Here is a 23958-nt window from a genome sequence, read left to right as displayed (position 1 = left end):
AACAACCACGCACAACGGCCCAGGCTTCGGAGTCAGCCCGTACACCAGACGAGCCTGCGATGGCCAGCCCCCGAGCCGGCCTCCTTGGACGACGAAATCAGGAAATGAGGAGGGTCAGGCCGCTCTGCGGCTGCCCAGCACCGCCACGCCCAGGCCCAGCATGGCGATGAGGGTGAACGAGCCGCGCAGGCTCGCCACGCCCGCCACCAGGCCAATGAGCGGAGGACCTATCAGGAAGCCCAGGAAGCCGATGGAGGACACCGCCGCCAGGGCCACTCCCGCGGACATCGTGCGCGATCTGCCCGCCGCCCCATACACGAGCGGCACCACGCTCGACACGCCCAGGCCCACGAGCATGAAGCCCACGATCGCCGTGGACAGACGCGGCAGCATCACCGCCAGCATGAGCCCCAGCGTGATGAGCAGGCCGCTCACCTGGAATACCCGCCGCAAGCCGAACCGGCGCGTGAGCCCGTCCGCGAGGAAGCGCCCGGACGCCATCATCGCCATGAACGCCGCGTAACCCGAGCCCACCCAGTCCGTCTCCGCGCCCACCACCCGCTGGAAGTACACCCCGCTCCAGTCGAACATGGCGCCCTCGCAGATCATGCAGCAGAAGGCCATGACGCCCAGGCCCAGCAACTCCCGGTCCGGCATCACGAACACCCGCCTCCCCCCGGTGGACGCGCTGGACGCGTCCGAGAGCAGGAAGCGCGAGCACGCGGCGAGCACCGCCAGCATGAACAGCGCCATGCCCAGGAAGTGGGGCAGCGGAGGCACGCCCGCGCCGATCATCCCCGCGCCCACTCCCGCGGCGACGAAGCCCGCGAGGCTCCACAGCCCATGGAAGGACGCCATCACCGAGCGCCCGTAGAGCGCCTCGACGCCCACCGCCTGCGTGTTCACGGAGATGTTCACCACGTTGCCCGTGAAGCCAAACACGAACAGCACCGTGAGCAGCGCTGGGAGCGACTCCGCCAGGCCCAGCCCCACGAGCGCCATTCCATAGAAGACCAGCGCCGTGAGCGCCACCAGCGCGCTGCCCTTACGGGCCACCCACAAGCCAGAGAACGGCAGGGCGATCATCGAGCCCGCGGGCAGTGCCAGCAGCACGAGCCCCAGCGCCGCCTCGCTGAGGCCCAGGCGCTGCTGGATGCTCGGGATGCGCGAGGCCCAGCTCGCGAAACACACGCCCTGGAGGAAGAACAACGCGCCGGCTGCCATGCGGTGGACGTGGCGCGGGTAACCCGTTTCCGTACCCTGGAGAATCATCTCTGCCCCTGGCGTGACACGATGCGCGCGGGAAAGCAACCACCCCGCGCCGTCAGCCCCCGTCGCCCTTGGACGGGTGTGGACTAAAGTGCGCGGCGGAAGACGAGCGACACGTTGGTGCCACCGAAGCCGAACGAGTTGGACATGACCGCGTCCACGCGCTTCTCGCGGGCCACGTTGGGCACGCAGTCGAGCGGGATGCGCGGATCCTGGCGCTCCAGGTTGATGGTGGGTGGGAGCACGCCGCGGGTCAGGGCGAGGATGCTGATGACGGCCTCGGCGGCGCCGGCCGCGCCGTTCATGTGGCCCGTCATGGACTTGGTGGAGGAGATCGCGAGCGTGCGCGCGGCCTCGCCAAAGACACGGGCCACACCCTCCATCTCCAGCACGTCACCGAGGTCCGTCGAGGTGCCGTGTGCATTGAGGTAGCCGATGTCCGCGGGCAGGAGTCGCGCGTCGGCCAGGGCGGCGCGCATGGCACGCTGGGCGCCCTCGTGCTCGGGAGCGGGGGCCGTGACGTGGTGCGCGTCGGAGCTGGCACCGTAGCCGGCGACCTCCGCGAGGATGCGCGCCCCCCGGGCCCGGGCGTGCGTGTACTCCTCCAGCACCACCATGCCGGCGCCCTCGGCGATGACGAAGCCGTCGCGGTCCACGTCGAAGGGGCGGCTGGCGGCCTGGGGGTTGTCGTTGCGCGTGGAGAGGGCCTTCATCGCCGCGAAGCCCCCCACGCCCAGGAGGGTGATGGGAGCCTCGGCGCCGCCGGCCACCGCCGCGTCGAACTCTCCACGCTGGATGCCGCGCATCGCCTCGCCAATGGCATGGGCGCTGGTGGCACACGCGGAGTTGGTGGACCACGAGGGGCCCTTGATTCCGTGGCGCATCGTCACGTACCCGGGCGCCAGGTTGATGATCATCTGGAGGATGAAGAACGGGCTGATGCGGTCCGGGCCCTTCTCCAGCGCGCGGCGGTAGGTTTCCTCCAGGCTGGTGATGCCTCCGATACCCGAGCCGATGACGCAGGCCACGCGCTCGGCGTTGGACTCGGTGATGGACAGGCCCGAGTCCGCCAGGGCCATGTCCGCGGCGGCCACGGCGAACTGCGCGAAGCGGTCCATGCGCCGCGCCTCGCGCTTGTCGATGAAGTCCTCGGGCTGGAAGTCCTTCACCTCGGCGGCGATGCGGCAATCGAGCCGGCTCGCGTCGAACAAGGTGATGGGCCCCACGCCACCGCGCCCGTTCACCAACGCCGCCCAGCTCTTCTCCACCCCGGTGCCACACGGGCTGATGAGCCCGAGCCCGGTCACCACGACACGCCGCGTCTCCATGGTCAGCTCCCCTCGACGGCTTCCTTGAATGGATGATGGTATTATGATCATCATTCAAACCGGTCAATCGTCGGTGGACCCGAGCCATAAGCCGGATTGAATGATATCTATCATATCATCGCCACCACCGCTGGAGGGACGATGAGGTACGGACCCGGACACAAGCAGGCCACACATGAGCGCATCCTCGCGGCGGCGGAGTCCCTCTTCCGCCGGGAGGGCTTCGCGGGCGCGAGCGTGGAGCGGGTGATGAAGGCGGCGGGGCTGACGGTGGGCGGCTTCTATGTCCACTTCGCCTCGAAGGACACGCTGCTCGCAGAGTCCGTGCGCGCGTTCATGAGGAAGACGGGGCCGCGGTGGCTCGGGGGGCTGGAGGACCTGAGGGGCCGCGAGTGGCTGAGCCACTTCGTGCGCCGCTACCTGAGCCGCCAGAACCGGGACAACCTGGAGAGCGGCTGCCTCATGCCCTCCGTGCTGTCGGACCTGACGCGGGCATCGCCGGAGGCCCAGGCGGCGTTGGCGGAAGAGCTGGAGGTGCTGGTCGCGGAGGCGGTCGCGCGCGTGCCGGCGGAGGCCGGGGTGACGGCACGGCAACGGGCGCTGGGCACGCTGGCGCTGTGCTTCGGGACGATGACGCTGGCGAGGGCCACGTCCTCCCATCCCCTGTCGGATGAGTTCCTCGAGGCCGCGCGCGCCCTGCTGCTCGCGGAGGGCGGAACGGAGCCCCAGGTGTCCGCGCCCAGGAAGAAGTCGCGCTGAGCGCGGCGAATCCTCCCAGGGTTGCAGCGGCGGGTAGCTCCCCAGGCAGTCAGGCGAACAGCACCCTCCAGGTCGGAGCCGGATGTTACATACCGTCCGTGATGGACGAGTCGAGGGATGAAGCCGGGGGCAAGCCCCGGGAGCCACGCAAGAAGCAGCCCCGCAAGGTGTCTCCGCGCTACCTGGAGAACGCCGCGCTGCACTACCTGAAGCGCTACTCGGCGACGGTGAGCCAGCTCAAGAAGGTGCTGCTGCGCAAGGTGGATCGCTCCCTGCGTGTCCATGGCGGCGAGCGCACCGAGGCGCTCGGCTGGGTGGACGCGCTCGTGGACAAGCTGGTGCGCAACGGGCTCATCAACGATCAGGCCTACGCCGAGACGAAGGCGCATTCATTGCGCGCCTCGGGCCGCAGCGCGCGGGTGATCGCCCAGAAGCTCAAGCTCAAGGGCGTCTCCACGGAGGTCGTCGCGCAGAAGGTGGCCCAGGCGACGGCGGAGGTGTCCGAGGACGCCGCGGCGCGCATCTGGGCACGCAAGAAGCGTCTGGGGCCCTTCCGGCGCGACCCGAGCACCCGGCAGGACAACCGGCAGAGGGATCTGGCCGCCATGGCGCGCGCGGGCTTCCCGTTCGCCATGGCGAAGAAGATCATCGACGGCGCCGCCGAGTAGCTCTGGGGCGTTCGTCACGCACCTTGCAATACCGAGCGGGGGCTCCTGGCCAGGCACATCCATGAAGGGGGAGCATGGTGGAACAAAGGCCCTGAGAGAGGAACCCACCATGAATCTCCGTCAGGCCATCGTGGACCACTACGGTCCGGTGACCGCCCAGAACTATGACCAGATGGCCCGGACGCTCTTCTGGGCCTACCCCGAGTCGCTCGAGGCCATGGTCATGGAAGTGCGCTACGGCCGCAGGGAGGACCCGGCCCACCCTCGGCGCATCCGCTCGGTGCTCGACCTGGGCATCGGAACCGGCAACCTCTCCCTCCGGCTCGCCACGGCGCTCCTGGAGGACGCGTGGTCCTCGGAGGACCCGCCCCTGGAGTGGGTGGGGTTCGACGCCTCTCCGCACATGATGGCGGTGGCCGAAAGCAAGCTGGGTGCGCACAGGGGCGTGCGGTTCCGCACCGAGCAGGGGGCGTTCACCGCGCTCGAGGAGCGTCTGGGCGCGCGCCGCTTCGACTGCATCGTGTCGAGCTATGCCATCCACCACCTCGATGGAGCCGGGAAGGCCGCGCTGTTCCGGGTGCTGTACCGCCTCCTGGAGCCGGGCGGACTGCTGGTGGTGGGGGACAAGATGCTACCGCCAGGAAGCGGGCCAGGGCCGACACGGCTCCGGCGCGACTACCATGCCGTGCTCGCGGCGCGGTGCCTCTCGGGGCTGCGGCGGAGCTCGCCGGGTCTGACGCTCCCCCAGGTGATGAGGGACCTGCAGGCCGGGTTCGACGCGGATGGAGATCAGCCCTCGTCCGTGGAGGAGCATGTGGCCTGGCTGCGCGAGGCGGGCTTCCAGGACGTGCGCAACCCCTTCTTCTCCTTCGGTTGCGCAGTGGTCTCCGCGGAGAAATGACGACTCCCCCCCCGGCATGCCAGGAGCGCCGGAGTGAGGTAGAAGGCGGGCGCCTTTGTTTCTGGAGGAAGCCCCCATGCGTCGTCCCGTCATCCCCTTGCTCCTCGCCGCGCTCACCGTGCTGGTGGCCGCCTGTGAGAAGAAGGCTCCCCCCGCGCCCTCTTCCGCGTCCCCCTCCACGCCGGCCGCGGCTTCCACCGGAGAGACCCCGGCGGGCGCGGACACCCTCCTGCTCGGGCAGGTGGGCAGCCTCACCGGCAGCGAGGCCACTTTCGGCGTCTCCGCGCGCAATGGCATCGCCATGGCCGTCCAGGAGGCCAACGCCGCGGGTGGAGTGAAGGGCAAGAAGCTGGCCGTGCGCGTCTATGACAGCCAGGGCAGGCCCGAGGAGGCCGCCCAGGCGGCCACGCGCCTCATCACCCAGGACAAGGTGGCGGTCATCCTGGGCGAGGCCGCCTCGTCCAACTCCATGGCCATGGCGGACAAGGCCCAGGCGGCCGGGGTGCCCATGATCACCCCCTCGTCCACCAATCCCGCCGTCACCCAGAAGGGCGACTACATCTTCCGCGTCTGCTTCATCGATCCCTTCCAGGGCTTCGTGATGGCGAAGTTCGCCCGCGACAACCTGAAGCTGAACCAGGTGGCGGTGCTGCAGGACAACAAGAGCGCGTACTCGGTGGGCCTCACGGACGTCTTCAACCGCAAGTTCTCCGAGATGGGCGGCACCATCGTGGCCACCGAGAGCTACTCCAAGGGCGACACGGACTTCCGCGCGCAGCTCACCGCCATCAAGAAGATGAAGCCGCAGGCCCTCTTCGTCCCCGGGTACTACACCGACGTGGGCATCATCGCCCGGCAGGCGCGCGAGCTGGGGCTGATGGTGCCGCTGCTCGGCGGAGATGGCTGGGAGTCCGACAAGCTGTTCGAGCTGGGCGGTGCCGCCATCGAGGGCAGCTACTACGCCAACCACTACTCGGTGGACAACCCGGATCCCCGCGTGCAGGAGTTCATCAAGAAGTACAAGGCGGCCTACGGCGCCGTGCCGGACAGCGTGGCGGCCCTCGCCTATGACGCCGCGCAGCTCGCCATCGACGCGATGACGCGCGCGCCGGACCTGTCGGGCAAGGCCATCCGCGACGCGCTGGCCGCGACCCAGAACTTCCCGGGCGTGGCCGGCACCATCAACCTCGACGAGAACCGCGACGCGGTGAAGGAGGCCGTCATCCTCCAGGTCGAGGGTGGGAAGACGAAGTTCGTCACCACCGTGAAGCCGTAGAAAGCGAAATACCCTCACCCCGACCCTCTCCCAGGGGGAGAGGGGATAGGCGGGGACCTCGCGACTCCAGGTCCCCTCCCCCTCTTCTGGCCAGGGCTCATTCCTCGCAACCTGGCCGTGCTCGGCATCCTGCTGGCGCACGGCTTCCGGCGGCTGCTGCCTCCGTATTGAAGCCGGGAGTGCCGCGCTTACCGGGTGGAGGAGGCGCCTCTCCGGAAGCTCGAGAGTGCCGCCTGCTCCAGGGCCGTACGAATCGACTGGGTTCGCTCCTCCTGTCGCGAGCTCTTCGACACGGACTCGTCCTGTGTCGCCGTCAGAGTGAACGTGAAGGAGTACATCCTGGGCGAGTCCCCGGAACAACTGACCTTGATGTCCCCGCTGAACCGGAGTGCGAGCGTCGGGTCGCCCTCCGTCTTCGTTCCCTCGCCCTCCCTGAACGTCCAGGTGAGCTCGCAGCCATCAACGAAGTCCGAGGGGCACTTCTTCCTATCAAGGGAAAAGGAGGTGTGGTCCTCGATCGTTCCGACCAGGCCACAGTCGAAGTCCAGGTAGAGCTTGTCGGAGTCGAAGGCATCGGCCACGACCACCATGGGGACGTCGACGAGTGCCGTTTCCTGGTAGTTGCCGTCGGAAAGGGAAAGGCGGCCCTGCACATCAAAGGAACCGACGAAGTCCTGTCGCGGATCTCCGCAGGAGCAGAGACCCAGGAGCAGGAGGAGAGCGGACATCTGTGCGAGTTGGCGCAAGGCGAGACCTCGGTAGGGGTTCGCCCTCTCCATGAATAAAGACTCGCGAAAGGTTACGCCCGGGCACGTAACGATTTCGTCGCGAGCCCCAGCATCGCCGCCACCCCGAGAAGAAAGGGAACGCCTCCCCACAACGCCAGCCGCGTGGCGAGTTTCCGAAGCGGCGCGGAGGCGGCATCGTCCCGTGTCTGGACGACGGTCACGAATCCCGTGCGGCCCACGGGCGCGAACGCCGCCAGCCACGGGCTCGCGCCGCCAATCAGCGGATCCCGATGGTCCTCGTAGGCCGCGAGCGGACCCGTCCCCGGGAGCCGGAGTTGCTGCGGGCCATGCCGGGGGGCCTGCCGCAGCACCTCCTCGACACGGCGCGCGGCGGTGGCATCGAGCGCGCTGATCGCTCCATGTGCGAGCGCCTCGTGGACGATGATGATGGAGGTCTCCGGTTCGGACAGGGGAGGTTGTCCCTGCTCATGGTCCCGGGGCGCCACGAGCACGGTGGTGCGCTCCTCCACATCCGTGTCCGTCAGCCGCAACGCGCCCAGCATGGAGCCCGTGCCCACCATGGCCGCCACGACGCCGAGCCACTGGCCGTTCTCGTCATAGACGGGCGCGGAGAGGGCGAAGCGGTACTGGCCATCCACCTCCGACTGGAACACACGCGAGACGTACGACGCGTGCCGGCCCTTGCGCGCCAGTTGCGCCGCGCCCTGGAAGAAGTCCCTCCACTCGAAGTCCTTGCCGAGGAAGCCCTCGGGAGGCGCCGGCCAGTGGGCCCGCGCGAGGCCCGCCGCGTCCAGGAGGAGCCAGCCCTCGAAGGGCGACGGTCCACCCGCGACCCGCAGCCCATTGCGCGGATCATCGTGGATGTCATGCGTCGTCCGGACGAAGAGCCGCAGGGCCTCCGGATCTCCGCGCTTCAACACCTCGCGCAGCCAGCCATCCGCCGCGACCCGCTCGACGGCCTGGCCATACTCCTGCAACTGGAAGAGCACCGTGCCCGCCACCGTCCGCGCGGCGTAGGCATTGGCCCTCAACACCTCCTGGCGCCGCTCCAGCTCCTGCGTTCGCGCGATGGAGAGCGACACCACCGTCATCACGAGCAGGAACCACATGCCCGTGGCCAGGCCGCCCGCCACCAGGGGGTGCCGCCGGCACCACCGCCACGCGCGAGCCGCACGGCCGCTTCGCCTCGCCTGGATGGGCTCGCCGTTCAACCAGCGCTCCAGCTCCCGCGCCAGCTCCTCCGCCGAGCCGAAGCGGCGGCCCGGCTCCTTCTCCAGGCACTTGAGACAGAGGGTCTCCAGATCCCGGTCCACCTGGACGCCGAGCGCGCTCGGCGCCACGGGCTCGGCCTCCGCGACCTGCCGGAGGATGGCCGTCGCCGTGTCCGCCACGAAGGGCGGCCGGCCCGTCAGCAGCTCGTAGAGGATGGCGCCCAGGCTGTACACGTCCGCGGCCGTGGTGAGCTCCCGGATGCGTCCCGCGGCCTGCTCCGGCGCCATGTAGGCCGGCGTTCCAATCACCATCCCCGTCTGGGTGAGGCCCCCTTCCTTCTCCAGGTGCCGCGCGACTCCGAAGTCTCCCACGTGCGGCTTCCCGTCCGCGTCCAGCAGGATGTTCGCTGGCTTCAGGTCACGGTGGAGGATGCCGTGCTGGTGGCCGAAGTGAACCGCCCGGGCCACGGCCGCGACGAGCTCCGCCGCGCGCCTCGGTGAGCTCCCCAGCAGCTCCAGGTGATCGGCCAGGCTCCCGCCTTCCATCAACTTCATCGTGAAGTAGTGGCGGCCCTCGTGCACACCCACCTCGTAGATGGGGACGATGTGGGGATGCTCGAGCAACGCGGCGGCCTCGGCCTCGGCGCGGAAACGGTAGAGCTCCTGCTCGGTGGCCAGCTCGCCGTCGACGATCATCTTCAGGGCGACCCGGCGGTTGATGCGCACCTGCCGCGCCTTGTAGACGACCCCCATCCCACCCCGGGCGATGCGCTCGAGGAGCTCGTACTCGCCGAAGCGCACGGGGCCGCGTTCACCCGGAAGAGGAAAGGGCTCGGAGGGGTCGGGCTCCGGCCCGTCATCCTCCAGGAGTCCGGAGAGCAGGCACCGGGGGCACAGCCCCTCGGGAGCACCGCTCGAGAGATCCATTCCGCACCCGGAGCAGGAGGACACGGCTTCACCCCAGCGCCGCGAGCAGGTGCCGCAGCTCGCCGTCGATCTCGTGGGGGTGCTCCACCGTCTGGGCGATCTCGCCGCGCAGCAGCTCGCGGAAGCGGGAGCGCATCCGATGCGCCGCCACCTTCACCGCGCCCTCGCTCATCCCCACGTCGTGGGCGATGTGCTGGTAGGAGCTCTCCGTCCTGTCCATGAGGCAGCCCTTCAGCTTCTCGAAGAGCGACTCCCTGCCGGCCTGGACCCACTCGGCGCGCAGCAGGGCCGTCACCCGCTGCAACAGCGCCAGGGCCCAGCGGCGCTCGAAGAGCCGCTCGGGCGTGAGGTCGTGCGAGGGTTCCAGGCCATAGGTGCTCTCGGCCTCCTCTCCGTCGATGGAGAGCAACGACTCGCCTCCACCCCGCTTGACGGCCTGGAGGCGATCCCTCTCGTTGGACAGGTAGTGCTTGAGCGCGGTGAGCAACCACGCACGGAAGCGGCCTCGCCGGGGATCCAGGGTGGCGAGGTCGTCGCGCTCCAACAGCCGCGCGAAGAAGCCCTGCGTCAGGTCTCGAGCCTCCTCGGCCGTGTGACCGCGGCGGCGGACGAAGGCATAGAGCGGATACCAGTAGAGTCCGCACAACGTCGCCAGTGCTTCCCGGGCCTCGGGCGCGTGGCCCGTGCCGGCGGCGAGGATCAGGCTCCAACGGGTGGTCGCGAACCGCTGCGGAAGGGGCTCCACGCCTCCAAAACTACCCGTCACGGCTCCCGATGATCGGTGACATTCCCGAGCGGAATGTAAAGCCCGGGTCACGGCGCTGGCGGGGCAGGCCGATGCGAAAAGGCAGGCCTCGCCTCCTGTTGGGTAGGCGGATGGGCGAGCCCATGCCATATCGTCAGGGGTCCAGGCGGGGTCCCGGCTTGTGCCCTCGACGCTCCCCACCCACCCTGACCGTATGGGGCCGCGGCCCCGATTCTCGTCTCAAGGAGGAGCGGACGTGCTCAAACACATCCTCGTCGCCATCGATGGCTCGGAGACCTCGCGCAAGGCCGCGCGCTTCGCCCACGACCTGGCGCAGCAGACGCAGGCGCGCATCACCCTTCTCTTCGTCCTCGAACCGCCCCGGGTCCTCAACCTGGGCTTCCTGGACTCGGAGCTCATCTCCGGGCCCCAGCGCACCCCGGAGGAGATGGAAGCCGTGCGGCGCATGCTGGATGAGGTGGCCGCCGATCTGCCCAAGGCCCAGGTGGAGAAGGTGGTGGAGATTGGCCGCCCGGCGGACACCATCGTCGCCATGGCCGACAAGCTCGGCGCGGACCACATCGTCGTGGGCGCGCGTGGCCTCAACCCGGGCGGCAAGTGGCTGCTCGGCTCCGTCAGCGACCGCGTGGTCCAGCACGCCGGCCGCCCCGTCACCGTGGTGCACTGACTCCGGACTCTTCCGAGGGGATGAGCGTGGGCCCGGGGTAGGCTGCGCGGCATGGCCCGGCTCCTCGTTCTCCTCCTCCTGGCAGCCTGTGCGACGTCGCCCCGTCCCCCGCCCGCCCCTCCTCCGGCGGTCTCCGCCCCCGAAGAGCCTCGTGCCCTCCTCAGGGTCCATCGGCCAGGTCCGGGGGGAGTGAGCTCCGAGTGGGGCGTGTTGCCTCCCGCCCCCGCGCACTCCGAGCCGCTCCCGGAGGGCCCCTGGTACGTCACGCCCCTGGCGCCCGTCCGCACCGAGGCGGAGGCGCTCGCGCTGGCCGCGGTGCTCAGGGAGTACCAGGTGCCGGGCCTTGCTTTCGGCGAAGTGGGACTCCCCGAGCCGACCCTCCTCGCCCGGCTCGTCGAGGGCACCCGGCTCACCACCCTCTACCTGACGGACACGGCCTTCACGGATGCGCACCTCGCCGCCCTCCGCGGGCTGGAGACGCTGGAGTCCCTCCACCTCGAGCGCACCCTGGTGACGAACAAGGGGCTCGTCCACCTGGAGGGAAGGACCCGCCTCACCGAGCTGCTGCTGAACGAGACCGCCGTGTCACTCCGAGGCCTGCCGCCCCTCGCCAGCCTCACCGGGCTGCGCCGGCTCGGGCTCGGGAGCACGGCCGTCGGTCCTCCGGGACTCGACTTCCTCGCCGAGCGTCCGCAACTGGAGTGGCTCGACCTCTCCGACACCATGTCCGATGACAGCGTGCTCGCGCTGCTTCCCGGCACGCACCTGCGTACGCTCATCGTCAGTGGAAGCGATGTCACCGACACGGGGCTCTCCGCGCTCCGCCGGATGACGGCGCTGGAGGAGCTCGGTCTGGCGAGGACCGCCACCTCCGACGCGGGACTGGTCCACGTGGCCGGGCTGCGCGCCCTGACGGCGCTCCACCTCGGAAACACGCGGGTGTCGGACAAGGGGCTCGAGCACCTCGCCGGACTCTCCTCGCTGCGGGCCCTGGTGCTCAGCAAGACGCGTGTGGGAGGTATCGGGCTGCGATGGCTCTCCGGGCTCGAGAATCTCCAGGTGCTCCAGCTCGACGGCACGGCCCTCTCCGATGCCGGGCTCCAGCGCCTCGCGGCCCTCCGAGGTCTACGCCAGATGGACCTGTCGCACACGGCCGTCACCGGGGCCGGGCTGCGCGTCGTCGGAGGCTTCGAGCTGCTGGAGGAGCTCGGCCTCGCGGGGCTGGAGCTGGATGACACCTCACTGGAGGCACTCGCGCCCCTGCGCGTGCTGGCCCGACTGGACCTCAGCGATACGCCTCTCGGCGCCGGGGGCCTGCGCCGGCTCGGCTCGCGCGAGGCCCTGCGTCACCTCGACCTGAGCCGCACCCGACTCACGGATGAGTGGCTGACCGCGCTCGCCTCCTTCCCACACCTTCGAACGCTGCAACTCGTGAAGACGCAGGTGACGGACGCGGGGCTGGCGCACCTCGCCGCGCTGCGGGAGTTGGAGACGCTCTCCGTGCGCTCCTCGGCCATCGCCGGCCCGGGGCTCTCCGCGCTCGACGGGCTGCCGCTCCTCACGTCCCTGGACCTGGGCGGCACGCGGGTGGATGACACGGGCGTGCGGGCGCTCGCGAGACTCGGCCGGCTCACCTGGCTGAGCCTGGCGAGCACCCGCGTGACGGACGCGAGCCTCCCGCACCTGCCCCGCTCACTGCGGACCCTGTACCTGACGCGCGCCCCGGTCACGGACGCGGGTGTGGCCGAGCTCATCCGGCTCCCACTGCTGCGAGAGCTCGACCTGCGCCTCACCCAGGTGTCCTCCGAGGCGCAGACCCGGCTGGAGCAGGAGCACGGCATCCGGCTCCTGCGTCCCTCACCCTGACGACGACTCAGCGCGAGTAGGGAGACAGGGAGTAGGGCCGGCTGCCCGGCTTCGTGGCCCAGGTCTTGTTCGGCTTCGCTTGCATCACGAAGCGGAGCTCGCCGCCCGCCAGGAGCTCCTCGTGGCGCACGTAGCCGCGCTCCAGCGGCTTGCCATTGAGCGTCACCTTGCCGATGTACGGATTCGCATCCCCGAGCTTCTCGGCCACCACCGTGAAGCGCTTGCCGTTGGGCAGGTTCAGCGTGGCGCGCTCGACGAAGGGACGGCCAATGACATACTCGTTGCTGCCCGGTGTCACCGGATAGAAGCCGAGCGCGGTGAACACCAGCCAGGCCGACATCTGGCCGCAGTCGTCATTGCCCGCCAGCCCGTCGGGCGTCGCCTTGTACTGGCTGTCGACGATCTGCTTCAGCCGCTCCTGCGTGCGCCAGGGCTGCCCGGCGTAGCTGTATAGATAGGCGACGTGGTGGCTCGGCTCGTTGCCGTGCGCGTAGTGGCCGATGAGGCCCGAGATGTCCTCGACGTGCGCGAAGGACTCGGCCGACACCTTGGCGTTGAAGACGGCGTCCAGCTTCGCCACCAGCTTCGCCTCGCCGCCGAGCAGGGAGATCAACCCGGCGGTGTCCTGCGGCATGTACCAGGAATACTGCCAGGCGTTGCCTTCGGTGTAGTCACTGCCATAGCCCACGGCGGCGGGATCGAACGGCTCGCGGAAGCCACCATCGGACTTGCGCGCGCGCACGAAGCCCGTCTTGGGATCGAACACGTTGCGGTAGTTCAATGCGCGCTTCTCGAACCGCGCGGCCAGCTCCTCGCGCCCCAGCGCACGCGCCATCCGCGCGATGGTCCAGTCGTCATAGGCGTACTCGAGCGTCTTGGAGGCCGCCTCCGGCTCCTTGTCGATCGGCACATAGCCCAGCGACATGTAGTGCTCGAGGCCGCCGTAGGGCTTGTACGTGGCGCTGGCCACCATCGCGTCGAGCGCCTGGTCCGCCGGGTAGCCGCGGATGCCCTTCATGTACGCGTCGGCGATCACCGGCACCGCGTGGTAGCCGATCATGCACCACGTCTCCAACCCGTGGAACTGCCAGACCGGCAGGACGCCGTAGGGGCTCACCCGCTGGGACGCGATGAGGGAGTGGATGAAGTCGTTGTTGCGCTGCTCCGGCTGGATCAACGTCAGCAGGGGATGCTCGGCGCGGTAGGTGTCCCACAGCGAGAACGTCGAGTAGAACGTGAAGCCCTCCGCTTGATGGACCTGGTTGTCGGGGCCCCGGTAGCGGCCGTCGATGTCGGTGAACAGGCTGGGCGCGATCATCGTGTGGTAGAGGGCCGTGTAGAGCATCTTCCGCATCGGAGCGGGCGCGTCGATATCGACCACCGAGAGCACCTTGCTCCACTCCTGGCGCGCGGCGGCCCGGGTGGCGTCGAAGTCCCAGCCCGGCAGATCTCCCTCCAGGTTGCGCAGGGCGTTCTCCTCGCTGACCGGGGAGATCGCCACCTTCACCAACAGCTCACGGTCCTTCAGCTCGCCGAAGTCGAACACGCCGACCAGCTCCCGGCCCTCCAGCTGCGCGCGCTGATCGGTCCCCCGTCCTGGGGTCGCGAAGCCCTTGTATTCAATCTTCTCCTCGCGGTTGTGCAGCGCGTGCCCGGTGAGCGGCTGCGAGAAGCGCATGGCGAAGAACAGGGGCCGGCCCGGCGCCCAACCCCGGGTCTCCCGGAAGCCGGTGACCGTGCCGTCCTTGTGCACGCGCAGGCGCGACCACAGCACCTTGCCGGGATGGTTGTAGATGCTCGAGCGCTGGTCGATCAGCAGGTGCGCCGGAGCCCCTTTCGGGAACCGATACCGGTGCAGGCCGACGCGCCGGCTCGCCGTCAGCTCGGCGCGGATGCCCGGGTCCGAGAGGGTGACCGCGTAGTAACCCGGCTCGGCCTTCTCGTCGTCATGGCTGAAGCGCGAGCGGTAGCCGCTGCCCGGTTTGTCCGGATCGCCCGGCTCCAACCGGACCTCGCCAGCGAGGGGCATCACCAGCACGTCGCCGAGATCGGAGTGCCCGGTACCGGAGAAGTGCGTATGGGAGAAGCCCTGGATGGTGCCGTCATCGTGGCGATAGCCCGCCGCCCATTTGTAGCTCTCGCGGAAGTGGCGGATCTGCGTGTCGGGGCTCAACTGGATCATCCCGAACGGCACGACGGCGCCCGGGAACGTGTGGCCATCACCGCCAGTCCCGATGAAGGGGTCCACCGAGTCGCAAGCCTTGTCCGGAGCGCCGGCCCTGGCGGGCACCGCGGTCAGACCTCCCAGCATGGTGATGAACACGAGCACGCCGCGGCGACACGCGCCGGACAGGCGTGGATGACGGCCCTTCCGCATGGTCTTCTCCCTCCGCATGGAGCGGAGGGTATCTCCCCCCACCTTCGGAGGAAGCGGAATCAGCGCTTCACGCGCTTCATCGTGTCCTGGATGAGGTCCACGTACTGCCGGTTCTTCGGGTTCAGCTTGAAGGCCTTCCGGTAGGCGTCCTCGGCCTGGGCCCACTGCCCCTCGCCGCGCGACACCTCACCCGTGAAGAACCACGCCTCCTCGCACCCGGGCTCCTGCTTCACCACGTCCAGCAGCTCCTGCAGCGCCAGCTTCCCGTGTGACTCCGGCTTCATCAGGTAGCGAGCCCAGGCCCGGTACGCCCGGTACACCGGCTTCGGATCGATGTCGCACGCGTACTCGAAGTACTCGAACGCGGCCGCGTAGTTCTCCGCCTTCAGCCGCCTCATCGCCTCGTCGTACTGCGTGCGCGCGTCCAGCAGATCCGTCCGGATGCGGAACTGCTCCTCCGTCGACGGCCGTCCCGTCCCCACCTTCTTCTCCCGCGCCGCCGCCCGCCGCTTGCGCCACAACGCCGCCTGCTCCGTCTCGGACAGAGCGCCGTACGCCCTCGCGTACCCCACCAGCAGCGCCTCCGCCTTCTCCTTCAGGTCCGCCGTCTGGAAGCGCAGCGGAGAGAACTTGTCCGCCAGCGCCAGGAACGCCTTGCGCAGCGCCACCGGCTGCACGTTCTCCGGCACACCCAGCAGATCGAACGGATCCTGGCTCCGGTGCGACATGAAGGCGCTCAACAGCGCGTTCTTCACCGCCTCGTCGTCGTCGGAGAACGGCACGCCCGAGGGCCCCGCCGGCACGAGCGTCGCGGGGTCCACCGTCTCGAGCGTCCCCGGCAGTGGCGTCAGCGCGGGGCCGGGCATCGGGGCCGGAGTGTGGGCCATCGCCGAGGGCGCCGGCTGCGGCCGCTTGTCCACCTCCTCCGCGAAGTCCGCCAGCCCCAGCAGGCAGAAGGCGTAGAGCCGGCGCAGCGTGGCGTCGGTGTCCAGGCCCGAGCGCGCCATCAGCTCCGGGAAGGTGGGCCGGAAGCGCAGCGCCTGGAACAGCCGCGCGTCCTTCGAGGACAGCCGAGGCCCCTCCACGCCCGGCACCTGCGCGAAACGCCGGTCATCCGTGAAGGTGAAGTGCGTGGCCACCTCGTCGAAGGGCATCACGCTGGCGATGCCCGTGAGGATGAGCTGCGCCGTGTTCATCCGCACGCTGGTGTCCGGCGGCTCGATGTCGGCGATGAGCCGGAAGCGCGCGTCCGTCCAGCGGAAGCAGTCCAGGAGCTTCATCGCCATGTTGGCCTGCATCTGCTTGTACAGGTCGAACGGGCTGATGAGCCCCTTCTGCACCAGCAGGCCGCCGATGGGCACCTCCGTCTGCACGCTCTCGGCGAGCGCCTTCTGGTAGTCCACCTCGGACAGCTTGCCCTTCTCCACCAGGAACTTGCCCAGCGTCTCGTGCAGCAGGTTGCTCGAGCACGCCACGGGCGCGCCGTCCTCGAAGGTGATGCGCTTCTCGCGCTGGCGCACCTTCAACTCCAGCGTGCACGTGCGCTCCTCGACGGCCAGCGCGTGCAGGAGAAGTGGGAACGGAGTCTCGGCGAGCGCCCCCTCGCGCTGCCTGAGGACCTGGGCGGGGGTGGGAAACATGGAGCCCGCAGCTTAGAGGTCCGCCCCCCGCCCCTCCAAACCCCTTCACTGGGGGAGCGGCCTCACTCGCTGTCGGACGCCATGCCTGGATCGCCGTAGTACCCGTACCCGTCCGGCGAAGGGTCGGGGACCGACAACCGGCTCACGAGCGAGAAGCCGAGCGCCAGGACCACCACCAGCGCCGCCCCGTAGGCGATGGGGCGGCTGGGACGCGCACGCCACGCCCACAGCCGCTCACGCCGACGCTGGAAGCCGGGCGCGATCACGTACTCCTTCCAGGCCTCCTCGCGCATCAACGCCCCCTCCCCGTCCCGGCCACTCCGGTCGAGCGCCCGCGCCAGCAGCACCCGCCCCTCCACCGTCCCGGGCCGGGCCGCCCGCAGGCGCTCCAGGGCCTCGATGGCGCCCTTCAGGTCCCCACGCGCCAGCCGGAAGCGCCCACGCTCCAGGTCGATGGCCCCCATCTGGTAGCCCGGCTCGTGCTTCGACGCCTCCTCCAGCAACAGCTCGCCCCGGGCCGCGTCCCCCGCGCCCAGGTACGCCACCCCGAGCAGGAACAGCGTCGCCGCGTCGTCGTCCCCCGCCTCCAGGTTGGGCTTGAGCACCTCCACCGCCGCCGCGTACTTCCCCCGCCCCACCCACAGGTCCGCCAGCTCGTAGCGCGCCCTGCGGTCATGCGGGTTGGTCTGCAGCATCCGCTGCAGCTTCGAGGCGCGCTGCCACCGCCCCAGTGCCCGGAAGGGGCTCGGGAGGATACCCACGGTGTAGCGGTCCGCCACCCAGAGGAAACCCAACACGGCCAGGGCCGATAGCACCGGGCTGCCGGTCAACGCGGAGAGGACCAGCCACAGGAGCCAACTGGTGTTCATGGGGTGGCCTCATATCAGGAGGGGCAAAGGCGCCACACGCCACCGGGAGTGTGGCGTGGCGTTTCGCCACAGGGGCGTTCCGCTACAGCGCCCATGTCCGCCTGCAGAGCACAGGCGTCACCTCCCCCAGACTCCCTGGTGCCCAAGCCGCCCCCAGAACCTCCAGGCAGGCGTGAGGCAAGAATTCGGAGCCTGGAATAGGACTGGCATATGATGAACACTCGGGCGCGCGATGGCTTCGGCTTTGCACTACAGGGAGCGCCCTGGTCATCCACCCCCCTCGATTCAATCCCGTGGCTCCTATGCGAACTCCTTTCCCGCCAACCCCGGCCGAACGCCGTGGCCTCGCGGCGCTGACGTCCGCGCCAACGCTGCTGCTGGCACTCCTGGTGTTGCTGACGGCCGGCCGCGCGCAGGCCCAGGCCCCTACCAATGACGCGGACCCCAAGCTGCGCTACTGGAGCGACCAGTACGGCAACTTCGCGCTCATCGGAAACACGCTCGGGCAGGACTGCCGCAGCACGACACCCCGGCCGCTCGTCGGCACGACGCCGCCCAATGAAGCCGTGTACGGGGAGCGGAGCTGCTCCCAACGCGATACCTCCCCGGACTTCTTCTGGACCCTGGATGACTGGACGGTCGAGAACACCGGAGCCGCCACCAGGCCCTATCTCTTCCTGACCGATGGCAGCACCCCCGTCACGCCTCCCCCTGATCCCCTGAAGGCCCGCTCCCAGGCGGTGCTCACCCTTCCCCCGGGGGCAAGGGTCACGTACGCGCGCCTCTACTGGGCGGCCACCCGCTTCAACGCATCGGCGGGCGACAAGGTCCAGGCGCCGGACCTCACCGCCATCCTGTCCCGGCCTGGCGTGGCCGGCTTCGAGAAGTCCCTCACCGCCGACGACTACGCCTTCCAGTACGACGGGGTCACGGAGTACCAGTACCAGTCCACGGCGGACATCACGAACCTCGTGAAGGCCTACGGTCCGGGTGCCTACCAGGTCAGTGACGTGCTGGCCCTTCCCCTCGACACCACGAGCGGCGAGTACCTCTTCGACGCCTGGTGGATGGTGGTCTTCTACGAGGAGCCGGGCGCGAACAAGCGGCACCTGAAGCTCTTCGACAGCATGCGGGTCGTGGCGGGCGCGCCCGGCACCACCGTCGCCCTCTCCGGCTTCCACGTGCCGGCCTATGCCCAGGACGCCAAGCTGGGCGTCATCGCCTTCGAGGGTGATGATCCCGAGCCGGACATCAACGACACGTTCGAGTTCAACGGCAAGCTGCTCAGCAACGACCTCAACCCCGCGAACAACTTCTTCAACAGCACGCGCTCCTGGACCACCCAGAAGAGCACCGTGCGCACGGACACACCGCTCGGAGGGCTCGACGCGGGCACCGACGGGGTGCTCGACACCCTCCCGGTGAGCCACAGGTACGACCGTCCCCAGCTCACCGGCACGCCCGGAAGCATGTCCGGCATGGACCTGGACGTGGTGGACGTCACGGTGGCCGCGGGCACGAAGTCGGCCACGGTGAGGGTCAACACCAGTGGTGACAAGTTCTGGCTGGGCGGCTTCGTCACCTCCATTACCACCCAGGCCCCGGACTTCACCAACACCGTCAAGTCGGCTCGCAATCTCAGCCGCGCCGATGGCACGGTCCGCCCTGGCGACATCATCGAGTACACCATCTCCACCATCAACGTGGGCGATGACCACTCCCGGGACACGGTCCTCATCGACGTGCTGCCCGCGCAGCTCGAGTACGTCCCGGAGTCCATCAAGGTCCTCACGGTGGCGGCGAGCGACACCGCAACTCCCGGTCCCCGCACCGACGCCAAGGGGGATGACGTCGCATGGTACGACGCCGCCACCCGGACCCTCACCGTCCATCTGGGAACGGGAGCCACGGCCAGCAAGGGCGGCAGCCTGAAGGGCATCGTGATTCCCGGGGATGTGGGCGAGAGCACCAGCATCTCCTTCCAGGTGAAGGTCAAGCCCGCCATCGAGGGCAAGGTGGAGAACCAGGCCTTCATCGAGGCCGGAGGCATGCTGGGCATCGATCCGGTGAGAACGCCCTCGCATAGCCCGAGCGGTAGCGGGCCCACGGCGTTCGAGGTCGCCATCGTCCCGGTGCCCGTCATCAGCACGCCCGCGAATGGCTCCTACACCACGGACAACACGCCCACGTACAGCGGGACGGCCCTGCCGGGAACCACGATCACCGTGAAGGATTCGGCTGGCAGGGTCCTCTGCACCGCCGCCGTCACGTCCTCCGGCACCTGGTCCTGCACGGGGAGTACGCCGCTGAGCGAGGGCCCCCACACCGTCACCGCGGTGGCCACGGACAGCGCGGGCAATCCGAGTCAACCAGCGACCACCACCTTCACGGTGGATACGGTGGCACCCGCTCCGCCCGTCATCACCGAGCCCCCCTCCGGCGCCGAGCTCCCCGTTCAGCGTCCCCTGTTCATCGGTACCGCCGAACCCAACTCCACGGTCATCGTGAGCGTCGACGGCAAGGTCATCGGCCGGGTGGTGGCGGATGCCTCGGGCAACTGGTCGCTCCAGGCCCCGGAACCGCTCCTGGACGGTCCGCACACCGTCGGCGCCAGGGCGCAGGACGCGGCGGGCAACATCAGCACCGCGACCAACGTCCCCTTCACCATCGCGGCGGACCCGCCCGATACGAAGATCACCGCCCAGCCGCCGCTCAAGACCTCGAGCACCACGGCCACCTTCGAGTTCACCGCCCCCCCCGACAGGTACGACATCGGCGGCTATGACTGCAGCCTCGACGGCCGTACCTTCGTGCCGTGCACCAGTGCGAAGACCTACACGGAGCTGCCCGAGGGTCGCCACACCTTCGCCGTGCGCGCCCGGACCTATAACGGCGTCGTGGACCCCACTCCGGCCACCTACACCTGGCTCATCGGTGTCGACACCGACAATGACGGCATCGCCGACAGCATCGAGAGGGCCACCGGCACCGACCCGAACGATGACGACTCCGACGATGACGGCCTCCTGGACGGCAATGAGGACGCCAACGGAGACGGCTTCGTGGATCTGGGTGAGACCGACCCGCGCAAGCGCGACACGGATGGTGATGGCATCCAGGACGGCACCGAGAAGGGCCTGCGCACGCCCCAGGGCCTGGGCACCAACGGGGCCATCTTCCAGCGCGATGAGGACCCCACCACCACGACGGACCCGCTCGACAGGGACACCGATGACGGCGGCGTGTCCGACGGTGCGGAGGACTTCAACTACAACGGCCGCATCGACTCCGGTGAGTCGGATCCCAACGACAAGGCGGACGACAAGCTCACGGCCGACTCGGATGGTGATGGCATTTCCGACAGCATCGAGAAGGCCACCGGCACCGACCCGGACGATGACGACTCCGATGACGACGGCATCCTGGACGGCAACGAGGACACCAATCACAACGGCATCGTGGACCCGGGCGAGCTCGATCCGCGCACGCGTGACTCGGACCACGACGGTCTCCAGGACGGCACCGAGAAGGGTCTGACCATGCCTCAGGGCTCGGGCACCAGCACGTCCATCTTCGAGCCCGATACGGACCCCGCCACCACGACCAATCCGCTCGACGACGACTCGGATGACGACGGCCTCCTGGACGGCAACGAGGACGCCAACCACGACGGACACACCGGCACCAGCGAGACCAGCCCGAACAAGGCCGACACGGATGGCGATGGCCTCCAGGACGGCACCGAGAAGGGCCTGACCTCGCCCCAGGGCTCGGGCACCGACGAGACCGTCTTCCAGTCCGACCTGGACCCGACCACCCAGACGAATCCGCTCGACCCGGACACCGACAAGGGCGGCGTGTCCGATGGTTCGGAGGACCTCAACCACAACGGCCGCATCGACACCAGCCTCGGCGAGACCAATCCACTCGACCCCAAGGACGACGTCGTTCCCGCCGACACGGACAATGACGGCCTCCCCGACAGCCTGGAGATGGTCTCCGGCACCGACCCGAACGATGACGACTCGGACGACGACGGCATCCTGGATGGCAACGAGGACGCCAACCACGACGGCGATGTGGACCCGGGCGAGACGGATCCGCGCGAGATCGACACGGACGGCGACGGCCTCCAGGACGGCACCGAGAAGGGGCTCTCCTCTCCCGAGGGCCTGGGCACCGACCTGGCCGTCTTCCAGCCCGACGCGGACCCCTCCACGAGAACGGATCCGCTCAAGGCGGACACCGATGGCGGTGGCACGAGCGATGGCTCGGAGGACACCAACCACAACGGCGCCGTGGACACGGGCGAGACGAATCCGCTCGACCCCAAGGACGACAGGGACACGGATGGTGACGGCATCGCCGACGAGGTCGAGGTGGATGCCGGCCTCGATCCGAACGACTCGGATAGCGATGACGACGGCGTCATCGATGGCGAGGACGGCCTCACCGACACGGACAAGGATGGCAAAATCGACGCGCTCGACCCGGACAGCGATAACGACGGCATCAACGACGGCACCGAGCGCGGTGTGACGCGAGACACCGCTCCCGCGGGCACCAACATCGACTCGCCCAACTTCGTGCCGGACGCGGACCCGTCCACCACAACCGACCCGAAGAAGGCCGACACCGACAGGGACGGCCTGAAGGACGGTGACGAGGACAAGAACCACGACGGCCGCCTCGACTCGGACGAGACCGCCGCGGACGACGCGGACACCGACGACGGCGGAATCCCGGACGGTGAAGAGGTGTGGAACAACACCAACCCACGGGACGACACGGACGACTTCCGCATCGTCGGCCGTGGCTGCAGCACCGCGGGTGGTGGCGCTCCGTTCGTGTGGCTGGCGGCGCTGATGCTCGCCGTGCCGATGATGCGCTCGCGGCGCTCCTCGCGCCGTGGCACCGCGGTGGCCGGTGGGCTGCTGGGGCTCCTGGGTGTGCTGTCCGCTCCGGCGGCGGACGCCCAGGCTCCCACCCCGTCCCCGCTGTCCCAGGCCATCGACGTGCAGCGCTACAAGCCCGGCCCGGGAGCCACGGACATCCTCGGCGTGCACGGCGCCCGGGTGGACGAGCACCTCGGCTGGCACCTGGGAGCCTCGCTCAACTACGCGAGCAATCCCCTCGGCGTCCTCGACCCGCGCCAGGATGACTTCGTCTACGACATCGTCGCCAACCAGGTGACGGTGGACCTGATGGGCTCCATCTCGCTGTGGAACCGGTTCGAGCTGGGCGTGGCGCTGCCCCTCACGTACCAGTCCTCCGAGAGCGGCGCCGCCGTCACGCCCGTCTTCCAGAACGGGGTGAGCGGCGGAGGCGTGGGCGACCTGCGGCTGGTGCCCAAGGCGCACCTGCTAACGGTGGGCGGGTTCGACCTGGGTCTGGTCGTCCCCGTCCTGCTGCCCTCCGCGGGGGGCAATGGTTTCCGCGGCGGCGCGGGCGTGAGCGCGCGGCCCCAGCTCGTGGGCGAGTGGGGCAACGGCAACGGCCTGCGAGTGGTGGCCAACCTGGGCGCCAACCTCCAGCCCGCGCAGCAGGTGCGCAACCTGCACACGGGTAACGAGCTGATGTACGCGGTGGGTGCCCAGGTGCCCTTCTCCGAGAAGCTCGCGCTCCGCGCCACCCTCGCGGGCGCGTACGGGCTGAACGAGCCGGACATGGAGGGGCGTCCGCTGGAGTTCCTCGCGGCGCTGCAGTACCGCATCAATCCGGGGCTGGCGGCGCATGTGGGCGGTGGCCCGGGCATCACCCGTGGCTACGGCACCCCGGGCTTCCGCGTCTTCGCCGGCCTCGACTGGACCCAGCCCGGTGAGCGTGCATCCGCTCCCGCCACCCAGGTCGACACGGATGGGGACGGCGTCGGAGAGGGCTCCGCGAACATCCAGGACACGTGCCCCAACGAGGCCGAGGACAAGGATGGCTTCGAGGACGAGGACGGCTGCCCGGATCCGGACAACGACAAGGACGGCATCCTGGACGCCCAGGACAAGTGCCCCCTGCAGCCCGAAACGGTGAACGGCTTCGAGGACGCCGACGGCTGCCCGGACAAGGAGCCGGTGGACACGGACAAGGACGGGCTGATGGACCACCAGGACAAGTGCCCGACCCAGCCCGAGGACAACGACGGCTTCCAGGACGAGGACGGTTGCCCGGATCCGGACAACGACAAGGACGGCGTGCCGGACTGGGAGGACCAGTGCCCCATGCAGCCCGAGGTCATCAACGGAGTGAAGGACGAGGACGGCTGCCCTGACGAGGGCGAGTCCAAGGTGCGCCTGGAGTCCAAGCGCATCGTCATCCTGGACAAGGTCTACTTCGCCACCACCAAGGACGTCATCCTGCCCAGGTCCTTCGACCTGCTGAAGCAGGTGGCGTCGGTGCTGCGCGCCAACCCGCAGATTCAACTGCTGCGCGTGGAGGGCCATACGGACGGCCAGGGCGGCTCCGTCAGCAACCTGAAGCTGTCGCAGCGCCGCGCGGCCAACGTGCGCGCCTTCCTCATCCGCGAGGGCATCGCCGCGGAGCGTCTCGAGTCGGTGGGCTACGGGCAGGAGAAGCCCGTGGACAGCAACAAGACGGCGGCCGGCCGTGAGAACAACCGCCGCGTGGAGTTCAACATCCTGAAGATGGCCGGAGAGTAGACTCCGGAGTCAGAACCCCGGCCCCGAGCCGGGCC

15 protein-coding genes are annotated in these 23958 nt (G+C 69.3%); 7 read left to right on the top strand and 8 right to left on the bottom strand.

Going from position 1 to position 23958, the window contains the following annotated elements:
- Positions 1–114: 114 nt before the first annotated feature.
- Entirely contained in the window at positions 115–1272 is a 1158-nt protein-coding gene (locus JQX13_RS24440; protein WP_239015104.1) for an MFS transporter, read from the bottom strand.
- Positions 1273–1355: 83 nt separating this feature from the next.
- Positions 1356–2597: a beta-ketoacyl-ACP synthase II gene (gene fabF, locus JQX13_RS24435; protein ID WP_203411325.1), complete on the bottom strand. Its 1242-nt coding sequence runs from the start codon at positions 2595–2597 to the stop codon at positions 1356–1358.
- 141 nt (positions 2598–2738) lie between these two features.
- Between fabF and JQX13_RS24430 the strand changes: the two genes are divergently transcribed.
- From JQX13_RS24430 to JQX13_RS24415, 4 genes are all read left to right on the top strand, one after another.
- Positions 2739–3356: a TetR/AcrR family transcriptional regulator gene (locus JQX13_RS24430; RefSeq protein ID WP_203411324.1), complete on the top strand. Its 618-nt coding sequence runs from the start codon at positions 2739–2741 to the stop codon at positions 3354–3356.
- A gap of 101 nt (positions 3357–3457) precedes the next feature.
- Positions 3458–4024, top strand: a complete 567-nt coding sequence (locus tag JQX13_RS24425; protein ID WP_203412189.1) for a regulatory protein RecX — start codon at positions 3458–3460, stop codon at positions 4022–4024.
- A 109-nt stretch (positions 4025–4133) separates the two neighbouring features.
- Positions 4134–4925 (top strand): class I SAM-dependent methyltransferase, encoded by a 792-nt coding sequence (locus JQX13_RS24420; RefSeq protein ID WP_203411323.1) that lies wholly within the window; start codon positions 4134–4136, stop codon positions 4923–4925.
- 76 nt (positions 4926–5001) lie between these two features.
- On the top strand, positions 5002–6201 hold the full coding sequence (locus JQX13_RS24415; protein WP_203411322.1) for an ABC transporter substrate-binding protein: 1200 nt from the start codon (positions 5002–5004) through the stop codon (positions 6199–6201).
- Positions 6202–6389: 188 nt separating this feature from the next.
- Here the strand turns inward: JQX13_RS24415 and JQX13_RS24410 are convergent, their stop codons facing one another.
- From JQX13_RS24410 to JQX13_RS24400, 3 genes are read right to left on the bottom strand one after another with little or no spacing between them, the layout of a single operon-like run.
- Entirely contained in the window at positions 6390–6947 is a 558-nt protein-coding gene (locus JQX13_RS24410; protein WP_203411321.1) for a hypothetical protein, read from the bottom strand.
- Between the two features lie 53 nt (positions 6948–7000).
- The gene (locus JQX13_RS24405) at positions 7001–9088 is read right to left on the bottom strand and encodes a serine/threonine protein kinase (RefSeq protein ID WP_203411320.1); all 2088 of its coding nucleotides are present in this window, start codon (positions 9086–9088) and stop codon (positions 7001–7003) included.
- A 28-nt stretch (positions 9089–9116) separates the two neighbouring features.
- Positions 9117–9833 (bottom strand): RNA polymerase sigma factor, encoded by a 717-nt coding sequence (locus JQX13_RS24400; RefSeq protein ID WP_203411319.1) that lies wholly within the window; start codon positions 9831–9833, stop codon positions 9117–9119.
- Positions 9834–10089: 256 nt separating this feature from the next.
- Between JQX13_RS24400 and JQX13_RS24395 the strand changes: the two genes are divergently transcribed.
- The gene (locus JQX13_RS24395) at positions 10090–10521 is read left to right on the top strand and encodes a universal stress protein (protein ID WP_203411318.1); all 432 of its coding nucleotides are present in this window, start codon (positions 10090–10092) and stop codon (positions 10519–10521) included.
- Between the two features lie 189 nt (positions 10522–10710).
- The gene (locus tag JQX13_RS24390; RefSeq protein ID WP_239015103.1) at positions 10711–12387 is read left to right on the top strand and encodes a leucine-rich repeat domain-containing protein; all 1677 of its coding nucleotides are present in this window, start codon (positions 10711–10713) and stop codon (positions 12385–12387) included.
- Between the two features lie 7 nt (positions 12388–12394).
- On the opposite strand, the gene JQX13_RS24385 is transcribed toward JQX13_RS24390, so the two are convergent.
- The 3 genes from JQX13_RS24385 to JQX13_RS24375 all read right to left on the bottom strand — a co-directional run bounded on the left by JQX13_RS24385 (position 12395) and on the right by JQX13_RS24375 (position 17273).
- Complete coding sequence (locus JQX13_RS24385; RefSeq protein ID WP_203411316.1) at positions 12395–14764, bottom strand: GH92 family glycosyl hydrolase; 2370 nt, start codon at positions 14762–14764, stop codon at positions 12395–12397.
- Positions 14765–14823: 59 nt separating this feature from the next.
- Complete coding sequence (locus tag JQX13_RS24380) at positions 14824–16404, bottom strand: DUF4388 domain-containing protein (RefSeq protein WP_203411315.1); 1581 nt, start codon at positions 16402–16404, stop codon at positions 14824–14826.
- Between the two features lie 62 nt (positions 16405–16466).
- Positions 16467–17273 (bottom strand): tetratricopeptide repeat protein, encoded by an 807-nt coding sequence (locus JQX13_RS24375; protein ID WP_203411314.1) that lies wholly within the window; start codon positions 17271–17273, stop codon positions 16467–16469.
- Between the two features lie 302 nt (positions 17274–17575).
- Between JQX13_RS24375 and JQX13_RS24370 the strand changes: the two genes are divergently transcribed.
- Positions 17576–23923, top strand: coding sequence for an Ig-like domain-containing protein (locus JQX13_RS24370; RefSeq protein WP_203411313.1), 6348 nt, complete (start codon positions 17576–17578; stop codon positions 23921–23923).
- Positions 23924–23958 lie beyond the last annotated feature (35 nt).

It is taken from the genome of Archangium violaceum, assembly GCF_016859125.1.
Classification (GTDB): domain Bacteria; phylum Myxococcota; class Myxococcia; order Myxococcales; family Myxococcaceae; genus Archangium; species Archangium violaceum_A.
Note: the sequence above shows the minus strand (reverse complement) of the source record. Positions and strands in the feature narration are given on the sequence as shown.